The sequence below is a fragment of the Frondihabitans sp. OV104 genome (assembly GCF_057787745.1).
Map to the genome: position 1 here is coordinate 801,589 of NZ_CM173541.1, position 20,549 is coordinate 822,137.

The 20,549-nt window shown below is 72.6% G+C and carries 16 protein-coding genes; 9 read left to right on the top strand and 7 right to left on the bottom strand.

Annotated features, from left to right (window positions below):
• The first annotated feature begins 402 nt into the window (after positions 1-402).
• The 3 genes from AC3CBB_RS03775 to AC3CBB_RS03785 are packed head-to-tail and all read left to right on the top strand — an operon-like array spanning position 403 to position 6,576.
• Positions 403-2,949 carry a glutamate--cysteine ligase gene (locus AC3CBB_RS03775; RefSeq protein WP_488626053.1) on the top strand — a complete coding sequence of 849 codons (2,547 nt, stop codon included), beginning with the start codon at positions 403-405 and terminating at the stop codon, positions 2,947-2,949.
• A 1-nt stretch (position 2,950) separates the two neighbouring features.
• Positions 2,951-4,738 carry an N-acetylglutaminylglutamine amidotransferase gene (locus tag AC3CBB_RS03780; RefSeq protein ID WP_488626054.1) on the top strand — a complete coding sequence of 596 codons (1,788 nt, stop codon included), beginning with the start codon at positions 2,951-2,953 and terminating at the stop codon, positions 4,736-4,738.
• A complete protein-coding gene (locus tag AC3CBB_RS03785; protein WP_488626055.1) occupies positions 4,735-6,576 on the top strand; it encodes a S9 family peptidase in 1,842 nt (613 codons plus the stop codon). The genes AC3CBB_RS03780 and AC3CBB_RS03785 overlap by 4 nt, the downstream gene beginning before the upstream one ends.
• A 30-nt stretch (positions 6,577-6,606) precedes the next feature.
• Here AC3CBB_RS03785 and AC3CBB_RS03790 read toward each other — a convergent pair whose 3' ends face one another.
• Positions 6,607-7,590 (bottom strand): EamA family transporter, encoded by a 984-nt coding sequence (locus tag AC3CBB_RS03790; RefSeq protein ID WP_488626056.1) that lies wholly within the window; start codon positions 7,588-7,590, stop codon positions 6,607-6,609.
• Between the two features lie 96 nt (positions 7,591-7,686).
• On the opposite strand from AC3CBB_RS03790, the gene AC3CBB_RS03795 reads away from it, so the two are divergent.
• A complete protein-coding gene (locus AC3CBB_RS03795) occupies positions 7,687-8,250 on the top strand; it encodes a CGNR zinc finger domain-containing protein (RefSeq protein WP_488626057.1) in 564 nt (187 codons plus the stop codon).
• A 72-nt stretch (positions 8,251-8,322) separates the two neighbouring features.
• A complete protein-coding gene (locus AC3CBB_RS03800) occupies positions 8,323-8,700 on the top strand; it encodes a hypothetical protein (protein ID WP_488626058.1) in 378 nt (125 codons plus the stop codon).
• Positions 8,701-8,730: 30 nt separating this feature from the next.
• On the opposite strand, the gene AC3CBB_RS03805 is transcribed toward AC3CBB_RS03800, so the two are convergent.
• From AC3CBB_RS03805 to AC3CBB_RS03830, 6 genes are read right to left on the bottom strand one after another with little or no spacing between them, the layout of a single operon-like run.
• A complete protein-coding gene (locus tag AC3CBB_RS03805; protein WP_488626059.1) occupies positions 8,731-9,345 on the bottom strand; it encodes a hypothetical protein in 615 nt (204 codons plus the stop codon).
• Positions 9,338-13,297: a type VII secretion protein EccCa gene (eccCa, locus tag AC3CBB_RS03810; RefSeq protein ID WP_488626060.1), complete on the bottom strand. Its 3,960-nt coding sequence runs from the start codon at positions 13,295-13,297 to the stop codon at positions 9,338-9,340. The genes AC3CBB_RS03805 and eccCa overlap by 8 nt, the downstream gene beginning before the upstream one ends.
• Positions 13,294-14,154 carry a P-loop NTPase family protein gene (locus AC3CBB_RS03815; RefSeq protein WP_488626061.1) on the bottom strand — a complete coding sequence of 287 codons (861 nt, stop codon included), beginning with the start codon at positions 14,152-14,154 and terminating at the stop codon, positions 13,294-13,296. The genes eccCa and AC3CBB_RS03815 overlap by 4 nt, the downstream gene beginning before the upstream one ends.
• Positions 14,154-15,491: an EsaB/YukD family protein gene (locus tag AC3CBB_RS03820; protein ID WP_488626062.1), complete on the bottom strand. Its 1,338-nt coding sequence runs from the start codon at positions 15,489-15,491 to the stop codon at positions 14,154-14,156. The genes AC3CBB_RS03815 and AC3CBB_RS03820 overlap by 1 nt, the downstream gene beginning before the upstream one ends.
• The gene (locus AC3CBB_RS03825) at positions 15,488-15,727 is read right to left on the bottom strand and encodes a hypothetical protein (RefSeq protein ID WP_123504345.1); all 240 of its coding nucleotides are present in this window, start codon (positions 15,725-15,727) and stop codon (positions 15,488-15,490) included. The genes AC3CBB_RS03820 and AC3CBB_RS03825 overlap by 4 nt, the downstream gene beginning before the upstream one ends.
• A complete protein-coding gene (locus AC3CBB_RS03830) occupies positions 15,724-16,761 on the bottom strand; it encodes an FHA domain-containing protein (protein ID WP_488626063.1) in 1,038 nt (345 codons plus the stop codon). Before AC3CBB_RS03830 ends, AC3CBB_RS03825 begins: the two co-directional genes overlap by 4 nt.
• Before the next feature lie 228 nt (positions 16,762-16,989).
• On the opposite strand from AC3CBB_RS03830, the gene AC3CBB_RS03835 reads away from it, so the two are divergent.
• The 4 genes from AC3CBB_RS03835 to AC3CBB_RS03850 are packed head-to-tail and all read left to right on the top strand — an operon-like array spanning position 16,990 to position 20,513.
• A complete protein-coding gene (locus AC3CBB_RS03835) occupies positions 16,990-17,325 on the top strand; it encodes a hypothetical protein (protein WP_123504347.1) in 336 nt (111 codons plus the stop codon).
• 13 nt (positions 17,326-17,338) lie between these two features.
• Positions 17,339-17,653, top strand: coding sequence for a pore-forming ESAT-6 family protein (locus AC3CBB_RS03840; protein WP_123504348.1), 315 nt, complete (start codon positions 17,339-17,341; stop codon positions 17,651-17,653).
• A 29-nt stretch (positions 17,654-17,682) separates the two neighbouring features.
• Positions 17,683-18,087, top strand: coding sequence for a DUF6507 family protein (locus AC3CBB_RS03845; protein ID WP_123504349.1), 405 nt, complete (start codon positions 17,683-17,685; stop codon positions 18,085-18,087).
• On the top strand, positions 18,084-20,513 hold the full coding sequence (locus tag AC3CBB_RS03850; protein ID WP_488626064.1) for a DNA/RNA non-specific endonuclease: 2,430 nt from the start codon (positions 18,084-18,086) through the stop codon (positions 20,511-20,513). Before AC3CBB_RS03845 ends, AC3CBB_RS03850 begins: the two co-directional genes overlap by 4 nt.
• Positions 20,514-20,549 lie beyond the last annotated feature (36 nt).

Genomic DNA, 20,549 nt, shown 5'->3' on the forward strand with positions numbered 1-20,549 from the left:
CGAGGGCTTATGAGTCTCGGCCTCGGGCGGGCTGCTCGTGGGGCTCATGCCCGCCGAATCGGCACGTGCCCGCTGGGTGTTCGGCGGGGCCGGGCCGATCCGGCGGGGGCGAGCGGCGCGCGACGCCGGCCGGGCGGGACTGGGCCGATCCGGCGGGGGTGAGCGGCGCGCGACGCCGGCCGGCCGGGCGGGGCTGGGCTCGGCCGATCGTGGGGCTCATGCCCGCTGAATCGGCACGAGCCCGCTGGGCGTTCGGCGGGGCTGGGCCGATCCGGCGGGGGCGAGCGGCGCGCGACGCCGGCCGGGCGGGGCCGGGCCGATCCGGCGGGGCCGACCCGCCACTTCCATGAGGAACCCCCAAGAGTCCTACCGCTGGTAGACGAACCCGACTAGGTTCGAGCAATGAGCGCAGAGCTGACCCTGGGGGCAGAAGAAGAGCTCCACCTGATCGACCTCGAGACGAAGAGGCTCTCCGCGCGTGCGCCACAGCTGTTGTCGAAGCTGCCGCCCGACAAGTACGGGGCGGAGCTCCAGCGCACCACCGTCGAGACGAACGTGCCGGTCGTCACGAACCTCACCGATCTGCGCCGCGAGATCCTCGCCCTGCGGAGAGACCTCGTCGAGGTCGCGACCGCGAACGATCTCGCGATCGCCGCGGCCGGTACCGCCCCGCGCTCCGAGTTCGCCGACTTCGAGCTCACCACGACGGGCCGCTACGGGCGCATGCAGGAGCAGTACCGCATGCTCGTCGACGAGCAGCTGATCTGCGGCCTGCAGGTGCACGTCGGCGTCTCCGACCGCGATCTCGCCGTGCAGATCATGGGCCGTGTGGCCCCGTACCTCCCGGGCCTCCTGGCGCTCAGCGCGAGCTCCCCGTTCTGGAACGGGCAGGACACCGGCTACGCGAGCATCCGCTCGATCATCTGGCAGCGCTGGCCGAGCGCCGGCGCGACGGGCCCGATGTCGGGCGCCGCCGAGTACGACCGCATGGTGCAGGACCTCATCGGCTCGGGCGTCATCGCCGACGCCAAGATGGCGTACTTCGACATCCGGCCGTCGTCGCACGCGCCGACGCTCGAGCTCCGCACCTGCGACGCGTGCCCGATCGTCGACGACGCCGTCCTGATCGCGGGGCTCTTCCGGGCGGCCGTCCGCAAGGCCGAGATCGACATCCTCGACGGCCGGCCCGATCGCCAGCGCGCGGCGCCCCTGCACCGCGCCGCCATGTGGCAGGCGGCCCGCGCCGGCCTGACGGGCGAGCTGCTCGGGCTGGGCATCCACCCCGAGCGGCTCCCGGCGGCGCAGGCCGTGCGGTCGCTCGCCACCTCCCTCCGTCCGCAGCTGGAGGAGCTCGGCGACTGGCACGACGTCGAGGGACTGATCGAGCAGACCCTGGCGCGCGGCAACTCGGCCGACCGCCAGCGCGCCGCATTCGCCGAGCACGGCAGCCTCGACGACGTCGTCGACCAGGTCGTGAAAGAGACGCACGGGCCCGCCGCCGGCGACCTGCCGACGACCCCGACGATCCGGGGCTACCGGTTCCGTGCCGGAGACGAGGCGATCGGGCCGGGACTCCGGGCCCGCCCGGCCTACGCCGACGTGGGCGGCTACTTCCGCACGCTCGACGCCGAGGCGATCCGCGCGAAGAACGAGCGTCGCGACGAGTGGGCGCAGAAGAGGGGCCTGAGCTTCGTCGTCGACGAGAAGCTCCGAGGCTTCGGGGTCGACCTCGTGCCGCGCATCGTCACGCACCACGAGTGGAAGCAGCTGGCCGCCGGGCTCGCACAGCGCGCCCGGGCGATCGAGGCGTTCCTCGAAGACGCCTACGGATCCCGGCGCATCGTCGCGGACGGCGTCCTGAGCGAGGCCCAGGTCGTCGACGCGAGCGGCTGGCGCGTCGAGGCCTCCCTCCTGCCGACGGGCACCGTCCGTGCGCCGATCCAGGGCTTCGACCTGATCCGAAACGAGTTCGGCGGCTGGCGCGTGCTCGAAGACAACGTCCGCAGCCCGAGCGGCGCCGCCTACGCCGTGGCGGTCCGCCACCTCCTCGACGAGGTCGTGCCCGAGGCGCCCCGCCCGGCCGGACTCCTGAACCCCGAGACGGTCTTCGCCCTGCTGCGCGAGACGCTCCTCGCCCACAGCACGAACCCCGAGCCGGTGGGCGCCGTCCTGAGCAGCGGGCCCGGCAGCGGCGCCTGGTTCGAGCACCAGGCCCTGGCCGAGGGCGCCGGACTGCTCCTGGTCACCGCCGACGACCTCGCAGTCGACGGCCACCGCGTGCGGCACGCGGCGACGGGCGAGGTCATCGACGCGCTCTACCTCCGCATGGACGGCGAGGTGCTGGAACTGGCAACCCCCGCCGACCCCGACCTCGGCGCGCGCATCATCGACGTCGCCGCCACCGGCGACGTCTTCCTCGCCAACGCGCCGGGCAACGGCCTCGCCGACGACAAGGCCATGTACGTCGCGGTGCCCGACCTGATCGAGTACTACCTCGACGAGAAGCCGAAGCTCGAGTCGGTGCCGACGTACCGGCTGAGCGACGAGGCCGAGAAGCTGAGCGTGCTCGATCGCGTCGGCGAGCTCGTCACGAAGCCGGTCGACGGCGAGGGCGGCCACGGCGTGCTGATCGGGCCGAGCGCGAACGCGGCCGAGGTCGCGGCGCGCCGCGCGGAGATCGCCGCCGACCCGGCCCGCTGGGTGGCGCAGGAGGTCGTGACGCTCTCGTCGCACCCGACTCTGACGGCGACCGGCCTCGAGCCGCGCCACGTCGACCTCCGCGCCTTCGTCTACCTGACCGGGGTCGGGCCGACGCAGGCGCGCCTGGCCGACTTCGCCCTGACCCGGGTGGCGCCCGAGGGCAGCATGGTCGTCAACTCGTCGCGGGGCGGCGGCGCGAAAGACACCTGGATCATCGGGCCGGACGCCGGCTCCGACGGGGAGGCCTGACGTGTGCGGGCTCGCGGGCGAGCTGCGGTTCGACGGGCGGCAGGCGGATCCTGCGACCCTCAGCCGGATGTCGGGCTGCCAGGTGCACCGCGGCCCCGACGGCGACGGCCTGTGGACGCGCGGACCGATCGGCCTCGCGCACCGCCGGCTCTCGATCATCGACCTCAGCCCAGGCGGGGCGCAGCCCATGGTCGACGCCGAGCTCGGGCTGACGATCGCCTACAACGGCATGATCTACAACTACGTCGAGCTCCGCGACGAGCTGCGCCGCAAGGGGCATCACTTCTTCTCGACCTCCGACACCGAGGTGATCCTCAAGGCCTACTCCGAGTGGGGCACGCGGTTCGCGAGCCACCTGCTCGGCATGTTCGCCATCGCGATCTGGGAGCACCGGTCGGGCCGGTTGATCCTGGTGCGCGACCGCCTCGGCATCAAGCCGCTCTACTACGACGCGACGCCCGAGCGGATCCGGTTCGCCTCGACCCTGCCGGCGCTCCTGGCGGGCGGCGGCACCGACACCTCGATCGACGTCGACGCGCTGGCCGAGTACCTCACGTTCCACTCGGTCGTGCCGGCGCCGCGCACCATCCTGAACGGCGTCAAGAAGCTGCCGCCGGCGACGATCCGCGTGGTCGAGCCCACCGGCGAGCACTCCGACACCCTCTACTGGGAGGCCGCGTTCGCTCGCGACGAGGCCGAGGCCGGCTGGAGCGACCAGGACTGGCAGGACGCCCTGATCGACTCGCTCCGCACCGCCGTCAAGCGCCGCATGGTGTCGGACGTCCCGGTGGGCGTGCTCCTCTCGGGCGGAATCGACTCCAGCCTCGTCGTGGCGCTCCTGGCCGAGGCCGGCCAGACCGACCTGGCGACGTTCAGCATCGGCTTCGAGTCGGCGGGCGGCGAGTCGGGCGACGAGTTCGAGTACTCGTCGATCGTCGCGAAGGAGTTCGGCACCGACCACCACCGCATCCCGATCCCCGGCGACCAGCTGCTGCCCGGCATCGACGGCACCATCGCCGCGATGAGCGAGCCGATGGTGAGCCACGACTGCGTCGCCTTCTACCTGCTGAGCCAGGAGGTGTCGAAGAGCATCAAGGTGGTGCAGTCGGGCCAGGGTGCCGACGAGGTGCTCGGGGGCTACGACTGGTACCCGCCGCTGAACGGCGTGCCGCGCGCGCGAGCCGCCGAGGCGTACGCGTCGGTGTTCTTCGATCGGCGCTGGCGCGACATGCCGCGGATCCTGCGCCCGGAGTGGCTGGCCGAGACCGACGTGCCCTCCCTGTTCGTCGACGAGCACTTCGCCCGGCCCGGCGCCGAGACCAGCGTCGACGCGGCCCTGCGGATCGACACCTCGATCATGCTGACCGACGACCCGGTCAAGCGCGTCGACAACATGACGATGGCATGGGGGCTCGAGGCGCGCGTCCCCTTCCTCGACCACGAGCTCGTCGAGCTGGCCGGGCGGATCCCGCCGCAGCTCAAGCTGCAGGACGGCGGCAAGGGGGTCCTGAAGCGGGCCGCCCGCGGCATCGTCCCCGACGCCGTGATCGACCGCACCAAGGGGTACTTCCCGGTGCCGGCGATCCGCCAGCTCGAGGGGCCCTACCTGCAGAAGGTGCGCGACGCCCTGCTCGATCCTGCCGCCCGCGAGCGAGGATTCTTCCACCCGGCTACCGTCGAGTCGATGCTCGCGAATCCCAACAACGCCCGGACCACCCTCGGATCCAACGCCCTCTGGCAGCTCGCCACCCTCGAGATGTGGCTGCAGGCCCAGGGGGTGACCTCGTGACGGCTGTGAACACCGTCGCCGATCCGTTCGTCGACCAGCTCGTCGGCGCGTGGGGCTCCTGGGGCCCGACCATGACCCGGAACGCCCGTCGCGTCGCCTTCGTCAGCGACCGCTTCGGCTGTCCCGAGGTGTTCGTCCAGGACGTCATCAGCGCAGGAACTCTCCCGACCCCGCACCGCATCACCCTGAGCGACGACCCCGTCATCGCCGTCTCGTGGTCGGCCGACAGCGCCTGGCTCGCCGTCGCCGTGGCCACCGACGGCGGTGTGCGCCAGCAGGTCTGGGTCGTGCGGCCCGACGGCTCCGACGCGCAGCGCATCGCCGGATCGCGCGACCAGCACGCCGAGCTCGGACCGTGGTCGCGCAGCGGCCACCGGGTCGTCGTCACGCTGCCCTCGACCGAGCCGGAGCAGCCGGCTCGCGCCTACCTCGTCGACCCCGAGTCGGGCGCCCGTGACGACCTGGCCACCGGCGAGCTGATCCACATCCTCGACGTGTCGGTCGAGGAGCGTCTCGTGATCCTGCGCGACGGCGGTCGCGGCCACGAGTTCGTCGTCGTGGTCGACCGCCTCACCGACGACGACCACCCGCTGCTCGTCGAGCCGTGGGCGGGGTCGGCCGAGACGGCGCTGATCCGGCCCTCGCCCGAGTCGGAGTCGAGCCCGCTCATCGCCTACCTCGCCACCGAGGCCGGGCTGCCTCGGCGTCAGCTCGTCGCGATGCCGCTCGGCCCGCACGGCTGGCGCGGCGAGTCGCACGTTCTCGCCGGCCGCGACGACGCGGAGCTCGAAGAGCTCGACGCCGACGACGCCGGGCGGGTGCTGCTGCTGGTCTGGAACGCCGCCGGACGCAGCGAGATCGACCTGCTCGACACCGCCTCCGGCCAGCGCACCCGGGTCGACGGCCTCCCCGGCCAGGTCGTCACCAACCCGGTCATCTCGCGCGACGGCCGCAGCGTGCTCCTCACGGTCGAGGGGCCGCTCCGCCCGCGCGCGCTCTGGCGCCTGGACACCTCGACGCACGCCTGGTCGCCGGTCACCGACGGGCCCGAGCTGCCCGAGGGCCTCGTCGAGCCGACGCTCGAGACCCTCACCGCGCGCGACGGGCTGACGCTGACCGGGTGGCTGTACCGCGCGGCGTCAGGCGACGGCCCGCCCGCCGCGATGATCCACCTGCACGGCGGCCCCGAGTCGCAGGAGCGCCCCGCCTTCTCGCCCCAGCACCAGGCGCTCGTCGCCGCCGGCATCACCGTCTTCGCGCCGAACATCCGGGGATCCTCCGGCTTCGGCTCGGAGTTCGTCCACGCCGACGACCTCGCCCTCCGCTGGAACGCGCACGCCGACATCGTCGACTGCCGCGACTGGCTTCTGGCGCAGGAACTCGCCGTCGCCTCCACCGTCGCCGTCGAAGGGCGCTCCTACGGCGGCTACGCCACGCTCGCGTCGCTCGCCTTCACGCCCGACGTCTTCGCCGCCGGCGTGGCCGTCTGCGGCATGAGCGACCTTCACACGTTCTACCGCGACACCGAGCCCTGGATCGCGGCGGCCGCCACCACCAAGTACGGTCACCCGGTCGACGACGCGGAGCTGCTCGCCGAGCTGTCGCCGCTCGGCCGGGCCGACGACATCGTCGCACCGCTGCTGGTCGTGCACGGCGAGCTCGACACCAACGTGCCGGTGGGGGAGTCGCACCAGATCGTCGCGGCCCTCGACGAGCGCGGCGCCGACGTGGCGTACCTCGAGCTGGCCGGGGAGGGGCACGAGTACCGCAGGGCCGACTCGAAGCGGGAGCTCGTTCGGACGATGGTCGAGTTCCTGCGCCAGAAGCTTCTGGGCTGACCGGCTTGGGCTGACTGCTTCTGGGCGGGACTAGACGAGGGTGAGCGGCCCTGTCGGCGTGGGGTCGATGGCCGGTGCCGCGGGCCCGGTCGGGATGCGCGTCGAGGCGTCGCCCCTGGCCGAGCGGACGAACGCGATCCCGGCCAGGATCAGGACGCCGCCGAGCAGCTGCGGCACCGTCAGGTCTTCGCCGAGCAGCACCCACGCGTACAGGGTCGCCGCGACGACCTCGAGCAGGCCGGCGAACGAGGCGAGGCGGGCCCCGAGCATCTCGCTGGCCGTGATGTTGGCCGTGTAGGCGATCGCGGTGGCGACGAGCCCGACGATCAGGACGGGCACCCACCAGTCGACGGTCGATCCGAGCACGGTGACGGGCGCGAAGCTCGCGGTGAACGGCAGCGCGCCCACCAGGCCGAGGGCGCCGAGCACGAGTCCGCCGATCAGGAGGCCTCCGGCGGCGAGGGCGACGGAGGGCAGCCCGTCGGCCGGAGCCGCCGCCACCACGTAGTAGATCGCGCAGCCGACCATGGCCAGCACGCCGAAGAACAGGCCGAGAGCGTCGAGGTGCACGCCCGAGGCCGGTGCGACGACGAGCACGAGGCCCGCCACGGCGACGACGCTGCCCACGATCACCACGGTCTCGGGGCGGCGCCGCGTGCGGACCCACACCAGCCCGACGAGCAGAAGCGGAGCCATGTACTCCAGCAGGATCGCGGTGCCGACCGGAACCCGCTGGATCGCCGCGAAGTACGCCAGCTGGCACCCCGCCACGCCGATGACCGCCATGGCAAGCACGCGCCAGCGGCCGCGCCACAGCGCGCTCCAGCGGCCGCGGAGGCTGATCGCGGCGACGGGTGCGAGCACGATCCCGCCGACCAGGGCGCGCACGGTGACCGCCGCCGCCGGGCTCCAGCCGGCCTCGAGCATCGGCTTCACGAACGCGCCCGACATGCCGAAGGTGAACGCGGCGACGACGGCGATGACGAGGCCGGTGGTGGTGGACGAGCGGGGCATGGGCGGTCCTTGATCGAGGCGTGTGCGCGAGTCGGAGATGAGAGGTTGTCGTGCTTCTGATCGAGACGTTAGTGTGGCTCTGAGTAAGGAGTCAACTTGCATTTTGCCCCTGACACCGACGAGGCCCTCGAGTTCGTCGTGGCCCTGTCGAACACGGTGCCCACGGCGTCGAGATCGGGCGTCGACGAGATCGCGACGCCGTCCGAGCTGACGGCGCTGCTCGATGCGTTCGGGTACTCCGGGCGGTTCGATCGCGACGAGGCCGAGCTCGTCGCCGTGCTCGACGCGCGCGACCGCCTGCGCGGGGTCTTTGTGATGGACCGCGATGCCGCCGTCGCCGAGGTCAACCTCATGCTGCGCGAGGTCGGCGCCCTGCCGCAGCTCGTCCGGCACGACGCTCTGGACTGGCACCTGCACGCGACCGACCTCACGGCGCCGCTCGCCGACCGCATCCGCGTCGAGGCGGCGCTCGCGCTCGTCGACGTGCTCCGCAGCGACGAGATGGGGCGCCTGCGCACCTGCGAGGCCTTCGACTGCGACGGCGTGCTGGTCGACCTCTCGCGCAACGGGTCGAAGCGGTTCTGCAGCGTGCGGTGCGGCAACCGGATGAACATGGTGGCGTTCCGGGCGCGGGCCGCCGCCGGCGACCTCCCCTCGTGAAGACGACCGCCGAGCACTCGTAGCGGACGACAAGGGTTCGGGTCGACAATGGACCGAGACAGAAGGCATGCAATGGAAACCGTCAGCTACAGCATCTCGATGGTCCTCTTCGCTGTGATCCTCGCCGAGACCGCCCTCACGGGGCGGGTCCGCAGGACGGTGAAGGGCTCTCGCGAGCGCTACGTCGCTCTGACGCAGCGCCGGATCCTGAGCTGGGCAGTCGTCGTGGGCTTCGCGGCGCAGGGCGTCGTCGGACTGCTCGACGGACAGCAGCTCTCGGTGCTGAGCCTCGCCATGTCGGTGTATCTCGCGTACCAGGAGATCACGAACCACAAGGACGACGACGACTGGTTCAAGGGCCGCCGCAAGAAGATCTGGGCCGGCGTCAAGAAGCGCCTCGCCGCGCGGCCGCCCGTGCGGATCCCGGCGCCGTCGCCGGTCTTCGGCTGAGGTCCTGCTCCGCGGCGCAGAGTGTGCGGGTCAGCGGGCCCGACGGTGCATCGCAAGCAGCTCGCCGGATCGCTGCGCCAGCGCGGCCTGGCCGAGGCGGGCAGGCATCCCCAGACGCGTGAGCGGGATCCGGCCGCCGATCGCGAGGGCCTCGTCGCGCGGGAACAGCACCACGGCACCCTGTCCGAACCGGTCGCGCAGAACCTCGGCGGTTCGGCCGATGCGCGAGCGCCCCGCGGCCCCGTTGGCGACGACGACGAGGCGCGAGGTCCCGGCGGCGCCGAACCGGTCGGCCGCGGTCGAGAGCAGTCGCTCGGCGAGCGACAGGCCGGCGGGCGACGCGGCTGTCACGGCGACCAGGAGGTCGTGGGGCGCCTCGAGGGCGTCGATTCCTCCGGTGAACGCGTGCGGCCCGATGTCGTGCAGCGCGAGCGAGTCGTCGAGCTGCGCGACATCGTCGCCGTTGGTCAGCCGGGCGCCCAGGTCGCCGCCGGAGTGGTCGTAGAGCACCGGCGCACCCTCGAGCGAGTGCCGGAGGCTCTCGAAGACGAGCGCGGCCAGCGTGGTCGTGCCGGTGCCGCCGGCGGTCCCGGCGAGCACGACCCGGACCCCGCGGGTCTCGCGGCGCCGCTCGAAGTCAGACATCGGCAGCCCCGTCGGCGGGCACGACCCCGGCCCCGAAGTGCGCCACCTGCGCCACGAACGGCCGCTCGCCGCGCCGCACGAGGCGGCCGCGCCCGGCGACCATCTGCTCGGCATACAGCCGCGGCAGGATCTGCCCCTCGGCGCGCTCGCCCGACATGAGGAAGGTGGAGCCGCCGGTGTCGCGGATCGACTGGAGCGACGTGTCGAAGAGGGCGCGCTGGAGGCCGGCGACCGGCCTCGCGAGGAGGACGTTGAGGCGCAGGTCGCGCGCCGACGGGAGGTACGGGAGGAGGGGCCGCAGCGGCTCGGTGCCGCCCGAGGCGAGGATGTCGAAGTCGTCGGCGACCACGACGATGCGGGGTCCTTTCGATCGGTCGGGTGACGCGCCACGGCTGTCGAGTTCCTGCGCGATCGCGGTCGTCAGCTGGCGGGCCTCGAGCGCGGACGACGCGTAGCCGCCGAGGTAGTCGTCGGGGGTGACGTCGGCGAGGGTGCCGCGGGCGTCCATCACGGCTATCACGAGCTCGTCGGCCGTGTAGCGCTCGACGAGCCCCTCGATCAGGCCGCGCAGCAGGGTCGTCTTGCCCGAGCCGCCGTCTCCGAAGACGGTGAGGTGCTGGTCGGTGTGCTGCAGGTCGAGGACGGCGGGCTGCATGGTGTCCTGGCGGAGGCCGAACGGGATCCGGTCGGGCTCGTCGAAGACGTCGGGCAGCTCGGAGGGCGTGTAGTCGGTCGGCAGCAGGCGGATCGGGGCCGCGGCGGGGCCGTTCCAGCTGGCGCTCGCGCGAGCGGCGAGCTGCGCCATCGCCTCGGGCACGCCGTCGTCGTCGACGTCGTCGAGCACCGGCAGGGCGATCTGCGCGAAGCGGCGCTCCTCCGTGATCATGCGGCCCTTCTGCGACGGCTGGATCGTCTGCGCGAGCTTGCGGTCGATGACCGAGTCGGCTGCGTCGTTGAGGCGGAGCTCGAGGCGGGTGCCGATCAGGGGCTGGAGGTTCATCCGCACCTCGTTCCAGCGGGTGAGCGACAGGACGACGTGGATGCCGAAGCTCGACCCGCGCTGGAGCAGCTCGGCGAGCGGCTGGTCGAAGCGCTCGAACTCGTCGCGCACGGCGCCGTAGCCGTCGACCAGCAGGATCACGTCGGCGGACGGCAGCTCGGGCAGTCCTCCTGCGGCGTGCCGGGCACGGAGCGCCGGCAGCGAGTCGATGCCGTTCTCGCGGAACACCCGCTCGCGCTGCGTGAGCATCAGGTGCAGCTCTTCGAGGAGGCGCAGCACGCGGTCGGGGTCGGAGCGCGTGGCGACGCCGCCGACGTGCGGGAACCCCTCGATGCGCGCCAGGCCGCCGCCCGAGAGGTCGAGGCCGTAGACCGCCACCTGGCGGGGCGTCGTCGTGAGCGCCGTGGCGGCGGCGACCGACCGCAGCAGCGTCGAGCGGCCGGTCTGCGGGGCGCCGATGACGGCCGCGTGGCCGCCGGAGCGGGTGAGGTCGAGCACCCACGAGCCCTGCGACTGGCTGGCCGGGTCGTCGACGAGGCCGAGCGGGATCCGGAGGGCCTCGTCGAGCTCGCGTCGCCCCTGGACCACGCGCGACAGGGCGAGCCGGTCCGGGAGCGGCGGGAGCCAGACCGGGCTGACCGTGCGTCCGGCGACACGGAGCCGGTCGACGGCCTCGTCGACGAGGGCGCGGCCGACGGATGGTCGCTCGAGCTCGGCCTCCGGCTCGTCGCCGGTCGCGTCTGCCGAGGCCAGCGTGTTGTAGGCGGGCAGGACCAGCGGCTCGGGCCGGGCGGCGGGGTCCGAGGCCGGGCTGGTCGACTGCTCGATCGGCCCCGAGACGTAGCCGGCGCGGAACCGCCGGTAGATCGACGTGTCGACCTTGAGGTAGCCGTAGCCGGGGATCGCGGGCAGGTGGAAGGCGTCGGGCCGGTCGAGGATCGTCGTCGACTCCGCCTCCGAGAAGGTGCGGAGGCCGATCCGGTACGACAGGTAGGTGTCGAGGCCGCGCAGCTTGCCGGCCTCGATCCGCTGGCTCGACAGCAGCAGGTGCACGCCGATCGAGCGCCCGATGCGGCCGATCGTCATCAGCAGGTCGATGAACTCGGGCTCGGCCGTCAGCAGCTCGCCGAACTCGTCGATGACCAGCAGCAGGTGCGGCAGCGGCGGGAGCTCGGGGCGCTGCTCGCGCAGCTCGCGGTAGTGCGTGATCGAGGGCGAGCTGTCGGCGTCGCGCAGCACCTTCTGGCGGCGCACCACCTCGCCGGCGATCGACGCCCGGGCGCGCTCGGTGAGGCCCGCGTCGTCGGCGAGATTGTCGATGATCCCGGCGACGTGGGGCAGGCCGGCGAAGGCCGCGAATGCTGCGCCGCCCTTGTAGTCGACGAGCACCATGCTCAGGTCTTCGGGGGAGTGCGACAGGCCCAGGCCGAGCACCAGCGTGCGGAGCATCTCGCTCTTGCCTGATCCGGTCGCGCCGATGCAGATGCCGTGTGGTCCCATGCCGAGCTGTGCCGACTCCTTCAGGTCGAGCAGCACGGGCGCGCCGAAGTCGTCCAGGCCGATCGGCACGCGCAGGAAGTCGCGGGGCGACCGGGGCGTCCAGGCGTTCTCCGGGGCCACGCGGGTCACGTCGGCGATGCCGAGCAGGTCGGTGACGCTGATCCCCTCGACCGACTCCGCTTCGTCCTGAGCGGTGAGGCTGAGCCGCAGCGGGGCCAGCTCGCGGGTGAGCGTCTGGAACGTCGAGGGGGCCACGCTGTCGAGCCGCACGGTCGAGGTCGTGACCTCGCCGTTCGCCTCCACCCGGGCGTCGGTCACCACGGCCTCGTCGCCGTCGACGGTCACCCGGACCGTGACGTTCGACGGCTCGTGCAGGCGGTCGCTCAGCAGGTGCACCGCCGTCACCTGCAGGTCGGCGAGGTCGAGGTCGGCGTCGGGCACCGGCAGGCCGCTGGCGACGTGGCCGTAGTCATCGACGAACACGACGAGGCGCGAGCCGAGCGCGGTTCCCGACGTGCCCGCGCTGCGTTTCGCCGTCGCGGCGAGCTGCGCCCGGTCGGCGAGCTCACCTCCGATCACACGGAGCAGAGCCGTCGTGTCGGTGGCGATCCTGCGCGCAGGAACGGGCCCATCCCTCAGCGCGTCATCGACGGCGTGCGGCAGGAGGTCGAAGCCGTCCCACTCGGCCGCCGCGTCGGCGGGGTAGGCGGCGGCCAGATGCAGGTCGTCGGGCGAGTGCAGCGCGGCCAGCTGGCTGATCAGGGCCCGGGCGGCGCGCACGACACCGTCGCGGTCGCCGATGATCGCCACGTGGCCCGCGTGGTCGAGGTCGAGGGTCACCGGCATCCCGGCGACCATCGAGTAGTGCCGCGCGACGGTCTCCGCCTCGGCCAGCATGATCGGGTCGAACGGCTGCACGGGGTTCTGGTCGCGGGGCAGGGTGAGGTCGAACCAGCGGACGTCGCCGGTGCCGAGGCGGACGTCGAGGAAGTCCGTGTCGCTGCGGCGCCGCTCCCACAGTCGCGCGGGGTCGCGCACCAGCTCGGTGAGCGCCGCGGGCTCCGGGTTGAGGGTCGCCGCCTTGGCGCGCACCTCGCGGCCCCGGCGGCGCATCGTGCCGCGGGTGCGCTCCAGGAAGTCGAGGTACCTCTCGCGCTGCGTCCGGCGGGTGCGGGCGGCATTGCCGCGCTGCGACACGGCCATCCCGAGTCCGCCGACGAGTGCCACGACCAGCACCAGTGCTCCGACGACCATGAACACGGGGTTCGCGTTCCGGAGTACGACGATCATGATGATCGACGAGAACGAGCCGACCACGGGGAGCAGCGTCTGCAGGGGGATGCCGCCGACCGGGCCCTCGGTGAGGGCCGGCGGGGGAGCGAGCGGCTCCTCCTCGTCGGGGCGGAGCGGCCGGCTGACGCGGGTCGGACGGTGCACGAGGCGGCGGGTCATCGGAGCGCCTCCTCGGCGAGGGCCGGTGTCGCCAGTGGCGGCATGAGACGAGCGGCGAGCCGCGTCGTCGCGAGTCGCGACCGGGTCGACAGCTCGGCGCTCCCGGCCGGTGCGTCTGCGGAGCGCGCCGGATCGAAGGGGATCCGGATGATCGTGGTGCCGGGCTCCCAGCGCACGGCCTCGGGGGCACGCCCGCCGGTGTCGCCGAGGTCGACGGCGGCCAGGACGACGCGCGGCCGGCTCTCGAGGGCGCTGAGCGCGCGCCCGACGGCGACGGCCTGCTCGAGGCTGGACCGGTCGGCACGGGCGACCAGGCACACGGCGTGGCTTCCCGCGGCGACGCCGCCCAGGTCGAGCTCGGGGCGCCGGACGCCCCAGTCGGTGCAGACGACGTCGAAGAACCGTGTGATCGGCGCGACCGAGAGGGCCCAGTCGGCCTCGGTCGCGGCGATGGGCGCCGGCCCCGGCCGCACGTCGAGAAGGTGCAGCCCGCCCGGCGACACCGCGAGACCGGCCGACGCGTCGGTGAACCCGCGAGGTGATCGACGACGGGGATCGGGCTCGCCGCCCGGCTCGACGTCGGTCGCGCCGGAGTGCCAGAGCAGCGTGCGGTCGCCGCCGGACGCCGCGACGCCGAGCACCGGGCCGCGCCGCCGGTGCGCCAGGAGGCTCGCCACGGCCGCCGACGCGGTCGAGGTGCCGGTTCCTCCGGCGAGCTGGACGAAGGCGATCCGGTGGCTGAGCGCGAGGGGCGCCCGGATGACGCGGTCGGCGCCGTCGAGCTCGGTGAGGCCGGCCGTGGCGGAGCCGAAGACGGCCGCGGGCGCGCTGGCGAGAAGGCTGCGGAGGGCCGGCATCAGAACGCTCCCAGGAGCTGACCGAAGACGCCGAATGCACCGAGCGCGAGCGGGACCAGGGCGATGACGGCGAGCGACTCGACGACGTTGCCGAGTCGGCGGAGCGACGCGCGCTGGTGGATCGCGGGCCGGGCGATGACGAGGAGGGCGACGACGAGTGCGACGGCGCCGAGCAGCCAGGTCGATCCCGGGTGCCAGACGACGTAGCCGACGATCGGGACGAGTGCGGCGACCCAGAGCGCCCAGGCCTGTGCCGCGAGGGGGAAGGCGCGCGTGCGCAGGGCGGAGACCAGGATCGCGACGGCGGCGAGCGCGTTCAGCCAGGGATCCTGCGACCACACCAGCCCGGTCAGGCCAGCGGCGAGTGCGGTGGCGACGGCAAAGGTGGTCCAGGTGAGGGTGCGGTAGGCGTCGCCGACGGTCTGGAGCACCGACGTGCGTTCGGCCAGGCGCCCGGCCATGACCTGGTCGTCGAGGCCGGTGAGGCCCGATGCGCTCATGGCGTACCAGGGAACGAGACCGCAGGCCACGGCGGCGAGCAGCGTGAGGATCGCAGCCGCCTCGCCGAGCGGGAGCCCGGCGGTCAGCATCGCCGACGCTACGATCCCCGAGACCGCACCGGCGGCGGATCCGAGGGCTGCCGGGCGCGATCGGCGGCCGACCCCGACGCCGAGCAGCAGCGCGAGCCAGGCGAAGACGAGCAGGGCGGCCACCGGGAACGCCACCGCGTCGAGAACGAACTGCTCCTTGGTCTCGACGACTTCGACGCCTGCCTCGAAGCCGAAACGGAGCCCCGTGGCCAGCCAGACGGCTGCGGGCAGGGAGAGCCCGAGCGCCGCTCCGAGCAGCACCCGCGAGGCGGAGACCCGGCCGGCCAGGCCGAGCGATGCAGCGGCGACAGCGGCGACCGCCCAGCCGGCCACGGCGGCGACCGGCGCGGTGTCGGTTCCGAATCCGGCGACGAGCGCCAGGGTTCCAATGGCGCCGGCGCCGAGCACCGTGCGGTGGCCGGCCGACCAGAGTCCGGGTCGCGTGGCCAGGGTCTCGCTCACGGTGTCGGTGACGTCGCTGACCTCGGGCGGCGGCGGAGCCTCGTCGAGCCGCAGGAGGCGCAGGACCTCCCCGTCGCCGACACCCTGCTCCGCCGTCGACATCGTGGCGTCGAGCTGCTCGCCGGTCAGCCGAACCAGCGTCAGCGGGCGGGCGACGCTCGCGACGCGCTCCTCGAGGAGCTCCATCAGCCGGGGCACCAGCGCGCCGATCGACTCGTCGCTCGGGACCACGATCGTCGCCCGTCTCGCCGAGCCGACGATCGTCAGACGCGTGTAGTCGGTCACTGCGGAGCCGCCGTCGACGTCGAGGACGCCGCCTTCTGGTCGGCCAGGGCGTTCAGCACGAACGACGTCCCGACGCAGCCCGCGCAGATGACCGCGCCGAGCACGACGCTGCCGATGAGCCTCTTCACGTTGTCGTTGACGTCGCGCCGCTCGGCGAGCTCGCCGACCAGGAATGCGCCGCGGAGCCTCGCCCGGTGCGTCCTGACCGACTCGAGGAGGATGGCGTCGTTGTTCATGCGGGTGCTCCTGGGAGGATCTGGATGGTGCGGCGGCCGATCTCGACGCGCCAGCCGGGCGAGGCCGCCGACTTCAGGCCCGGGACGAGCGGTCGGTAGCCGCCGTCGGCGTCGACGATCGCGCTGCCGTTCGTGGTGTTCAGGTCGGTGACCCACAGCAGGCCGTCGCGCCAGTCGAGGAGCACGTGCGTGCGAGAGAGGCTCCGCGACAGGTCGGGGAGGGCGTGGACGTCGGTGCCGCGGGCGTCGGTCTCGGGGTTGCGGCCGACGAGCAGCGACCCCGACAGCTCGAGCTCGGCGCCGGTGTCGAAGAGGAGGCGGACCGACGCCAGCGCGGTGCCGGTGGCGTCGGCGGTCGCGGCGCGGGCCCCGTGGCGGCTGCGGCGGGGCGAGTCGGCGGCGCTCGGCGGGACGTCCCCGAGGTCGTGGGGAGAGAGCCCGTGCGGTGAGTCGCCCTGTGCCCGCCTGCCGAGGGGACGCTCGGACGGACTCGGCTCGGCCCCGGAGGCCACGTGGAGCTCTGCGAGCGACGCCGCCGAGCTGACCGGGGCCAGCGGATCGCGACCCCGCGAGAGATCCGCCGTGAGGACGGAGCGCGGGCGCCAGGGCACGAGAGCGGCCTCAGCGGCCCCGAGGACAGTGGACGGAAGCGCCGTCAGGTTGTCGACGCGGCGGAGGTTCAGCACGCGCAGGCCGAGAGTGCGGCCGGTACGAGAGAGGAACGCGAGCTGGACGGCGGCGACGACGACGATGCCGATGATCAGGGCGGCGACGACCAGGCCCGAGCCGAGGGCCGCGGCTCCGCCCAGGACCCCGCCCAGGATCGCCGCGGCGACGTCGACCGCATCGGCCGCACGCCGGCGCGAGGGCACCGCCTGGACCACGCCGGCGGTGAGCCCGGCGCTCTGCACGAGGGCCCCTCCTGCTGCGGACCGCAGCTGTCGGGCACCGCAACGGGTGCAGAAGAGATCGTCGGAGGGGAGGATCGTCGCGCACCGCGCGCAGCTCAGAGAACCCAGCAGGGCGCCGCTCATGAGTGCTCCCCCCTGGTAGCCGTCAACGTCGAATACCCTACGATAACGGCCCCGACGGCCTGTTTTGTCAGGGGACGAAATGCTGTCGGCAACCCGGGGGACAATCCGCGAGTGAAGTTGCATGATGCGCAATCGGGGCGCAGGATGGTTTGGCGACCCTCGTTGAGGGGGTGCGGGCGGTCTTGCAACCAGGGCCGGCAACGACGATGAGATCGATGGGGGATCACCGTGAAGTTCGCAATGGGCGCAGACACTCTCGGAGTGCTGAGCAAGAAGACCGGCGGGGCGTCGCAAGACCTCGGAGCGCAGGTCAAGGCGCTGGTTCAGGCGGCCGAGCCGCTCCAAGGCAAGTTCAACGGCCAGGGGCGCGCCGCCTTCGACCGCTTCAAGGGTCAGTCCGACGAGGTCGCGAACGAGCTCAACGCCTCGCTGTCGGCCGTGCTCACCGGCATCGGCGGCATGAACACCGCATTCGGAACCGGCGACCAGCAGCTCGCCGACGACCAGGCCCAGGCCCAGGGCTCGGTCAACTTCGACGCCGCGCGCTTCAGCGGCTCGCACTGAGGGGGAGAGACAGATGGCAGGCAACCAGGCAGACCGCCGCGACTACGACGTCGCCGCGTCGCAGAGCGCTCAAGACAACTTCAACACCGTCGCCGCACGCCTCGAGGCGCTCATCGACCAGCGCGACGGCGACGTCCGTGCCGCGATGAGCGACTACCAGGCCGACGGCGTCTCGGACGAATACCAGTCGAAAGAGCTCCGCTGGAAGAACGCGGCCGCCGAGGTCAAGCAGATCATCCAGACCCTCCGCACGTCGCTCCAGAGCAACGACGACACCGCGCAGGCCACGCTCCAGAAGGCGAAGAGCGCGGTCGACAACATCGGCTGACCGGGCCGTTCCATGCAAGGGGGAGCACCATGACCTGGAAGGTCGATCCGGCCGGCGTGAAGTCGGTCCTCTCGAGCGTCACCACTGAGAGCGCGCCCATCTACGACGCGCTCGGCAAGGTCGACGCCACCGTGCAGTCGGCGGCGCTCAACGCGCAGTCGCAGGTCATCGCGTCGGCGCTCGGCGAGTTCTTCTCGTCGATCACGAAGTCGACCGAGACCGTGCAGCAGCGCATCCCGGCCGCCGTCGACGGTGCCGCCACCGCGACGATCGCGATCAACCACGGCGACGAGGAGATGGCGGCGACCTCCGAGTCGATGGCCGTCCACGCCGCGACGACGAACGACTTCTCGTTCTTCGACGGGCAGGGCTCTGGCACGGACGCAGGATCCGCCCCGACGCCGTCGAGCCAGCGCCCCGGGGCCGCCCAGTGAGCCTCATCGACCCCGCCGCCCTCCCCGGCGAAGGGCTGCGGCCCTGGCAGGTCGCCGCCGACGCGACCACCCTCGACGGCCTGGGCACCGACATCCGCGACGCCGGTGCCGCGACTCTCCGCGCCTGGCAGACCCTGCCCGCGTCCTATCAGTCGGACGGCGCCGAGCACCTCTACGACGTGATGACCCCGGTGGGGCAGGCCTCGACTGTCATCGGCGACGGCTTCGGCGCCGTGGCCGCAGCCCTCTCGGCCTACGCCGAGGCGGTGACGCCGATCCAGAAGCAGCTCGCCGCGCTCAAGGCCGAGGCGCAGACGTTCGTCTACCAGGCGAACCACTACACGGCGCACGACCAGGTCAGCACCGACCCGTGGGTGATCGCCAGCGGCGTCGTCACGGGCAGCATCCTGCCGACGGTCACCATCGACTCCTGGGATCAGGACCAGGCGATGGTCGACAAGAACAACGACCTCATCCGCCGCGGCAAAGACCTCGCCGACCAGTGGATCGCCGCTCAGGAGACGTGCGCCGCCGCGATCCTGACCGCAGCCGGCCAGTCGCCCGACTCGACGTCGGGTCGTCAGACACCCGCCGAGATCATGGACCAGGTCGAAGCGATGATGCCGAAGATGCCGTGGGAGGGCGAGAAAGACATCACGACCCCATGGGGCTCGACCGGCAGCCGAAAAGAATCCTGCGGCGAGAAGACGCTCGGATTCCCGGCGCACCTTGTCGGGGGAGTGGTCACCGGTGCTTACAAGATGGTGCAGGGTGTCAATACCCTCCTCACCGGCTACGACGGAACTGGCGTCCCCTGGTACGCCGAGCTCATCGCCGGCGCTGTGACCGGGCGGTCCGACCTGACCGGCGACGCCTGGAGCCGGGCCGGTCAGGCGTACGGCGGTGCCTGGATGGGTCTGTCGCATCTGGCCGCGTCGTTGAACCCGGTGCAGCAGGCGATCGACGGCCTCGCTCTGTCGCCGCTCGCCGACGTCCTCCCCGACGCGGTGAAGACCACGATGCAGGATCAGGCCCACGCCGACTTCACCGCACTCGGTGACACGGTCGGCGGCCTCGTCGGGCTGAAGCTCCCCGATCAGTGGTGGGAGTCGAAGTCGTGGGACGGCTACAACATCGCGCAGTCGTGGGTCGACGACCCCGGCGGGGCCGCCGGCGAGTCGGTCTTCAACATCGGGTCGTTCTTCATCCCCGGCGCCGGCGAGGTCGGCGCGGGAGCGCACGGCGCCGAGGCGGCCGGAGCCGCGGCGCACGGCGCCGAGGCGTCTCACCTCGGCGGGTTCGCCGAGGCGGTGGGCAAGGCCGGCACGCCGCTCGACCTGATCGCCGCCACCAAGGGCGTCGACTCCGAGGTGCTCAAGGGCATCGAGCCGGTGCGCCTGGCCGACGACGCCGTGCCGCCGGTGGCCGACCTCTCCGAGATCGACACGGTCCACGACCTCCAGTCGAAGGTGTGGTCGGGGCACGACGCCCCCGTCGAGCAGCTGCCGAGCGCCGTCGAGCACGAGCCTGCGCTCGTCGGCTCCGGTGCCTCGGGTGCCGAGCACGGCGCCTCCGGGTCCGGCGCCGCGGACTCGGTCCGGCCGCCGTCCGCCGAGCACGGCTCGACGACGGTCGAGCGCGGCCCCGATGCCAGCCCGCAGAGCCACGTCGACGCATCGCAGCCCTCGCACGCAAGTGGGCCGTCGCACGCCGACTCCGGTTCGGGCAGCGGCGGCTCAGGCAGCAGCGGCTCAGGCAACGGCTCGGGCGGCGGCGCCTCCGGCCACGGCTCGAGCGGCGGGGAGACCCCGCCGCACGGCCCGCAGCACGGCGCGGACGGCGACCTCGGCGGTCAGCCGCACGACGCGGGGCCTCACCGTTCGTCGGATTACGTCGAGACGCCTCCCGACCACGTCGCCACCGCCACCGACCCGGCCGTCGTCACGCTCGACTCGGGCAGCCCCGGCGCGTGGAACCACGAGATGTACCACAGCAGGATCGAGCCGAACACGGTCTACGTCGTCGACGACGGCAAGTACGTCTTCCACACCGACGACGTCGGCCGGCTGCAGCACGCTGAGGGGCACTTCGATCCGAACCAGGTGACGGACGGCACGGCTCGCAACGCGTATCAGCAGCGCGTCATGCCGGGCAAGATCCCGGGTTACGACGCGGGCCACCCGTTCGGGATTCGCTTCGACACCCCGGCTGAAGGTCTCAACAACGTGCCGCAGCTGTCCGAGGTCAACCGCGGCGCGTATCGCGCTCTGGAAGACTCGTGGGCCAAGAAGATCGACGCCGGTCACAGTGTCGATGTGACGATCGACTTCTCCTATCCGCACGGCGACCCGACGCGAATTCCCACCGGCTACACAGTCGAGTGGAACATCGACGGGAAGATGTATCAGCGGTCCTTCCGAAACTGATCGGTGCCATCCTGGTAGCCGTGCAACCGACGAAAG

Excerpts from the sequence above, each read along its gene's own strand:
- AC3CBB_RS03845 (WP_123504349.1), top strand. The coding sequence starts at position 17,683 with ATGACCTGGAAGGTCGATCCGGCCGGCGTGAAGTCGGTCCTCTCGAGC.
- eccCa (WP_488626060.1), bottom strand. The coding sequence starts at position 13,297 with ATGACCCGCCGCCTCGTGCACCGTCCGACCCGCGTCAGCCGGCCGCTC.
- AC3CBB_RS03815 (WP_488626061.1), bottom strand. The coding sequence starts at position 14,154 with ATGCCGGCCCTCCGCAGCCTTCTCGCCAGCGCGCCCGCGGCCGTCTTC.
- AC3CBB_RS03775 (WP_488626053.1), top strand. The coding sequence starts at position 403 with ATGAGCGCAGAGCTGACCCTGGGGGCAGAAGAAGAGCTCCACCTGATC.
- AC3CBB_RS03790 (WP_488626056.1), bottom strand. The coding sequence starts at position 7,590 with ATGCCCCGCTCGTCCACCACCACCGGCCTCGTCATCGCCGTCGTCGCC.
- AC3CBB_RS03840 (WP_123504348.1), top strand. The coding sequence starts at position 17,339 with ATGGCAGGCAACCAGGCAGACCGCCGCGACTACGACGTCGCCGCGTCG.
- AC3CBB_RS03830 (WP_488626063.1), bottom strand. The coding sequence starts at position 16,761 with ATGAGCGGCGCCCTGCTGGGTTCTCTGAGCTGCGCGCGGTGCGCGACG.
- AC3CBB_RS03825 (WP_123504345.1), bottom strand. The coding sequence starts at position 15,727 with ATGAACAACGACGCCATCCTCCTCGAGTCGGTCAGGACGCACCGGGCG.
- AC3CBB_RS03805 (WP_488626059.1), bottom strand. The coding sequence starts at position 9,345 with ATGTCTGACTTCGAGCGGCGCCGCGAGACCCGCGGGGTCCGGGTCGTG.
- AC3CBB_RS03800 (WP_488626058.1), top strand. The coding sequence starts at position 8,323 with ATGGAAACCGTCAGCTACAGCATCTCGATGGTCCTCTTCGCTGTGATC.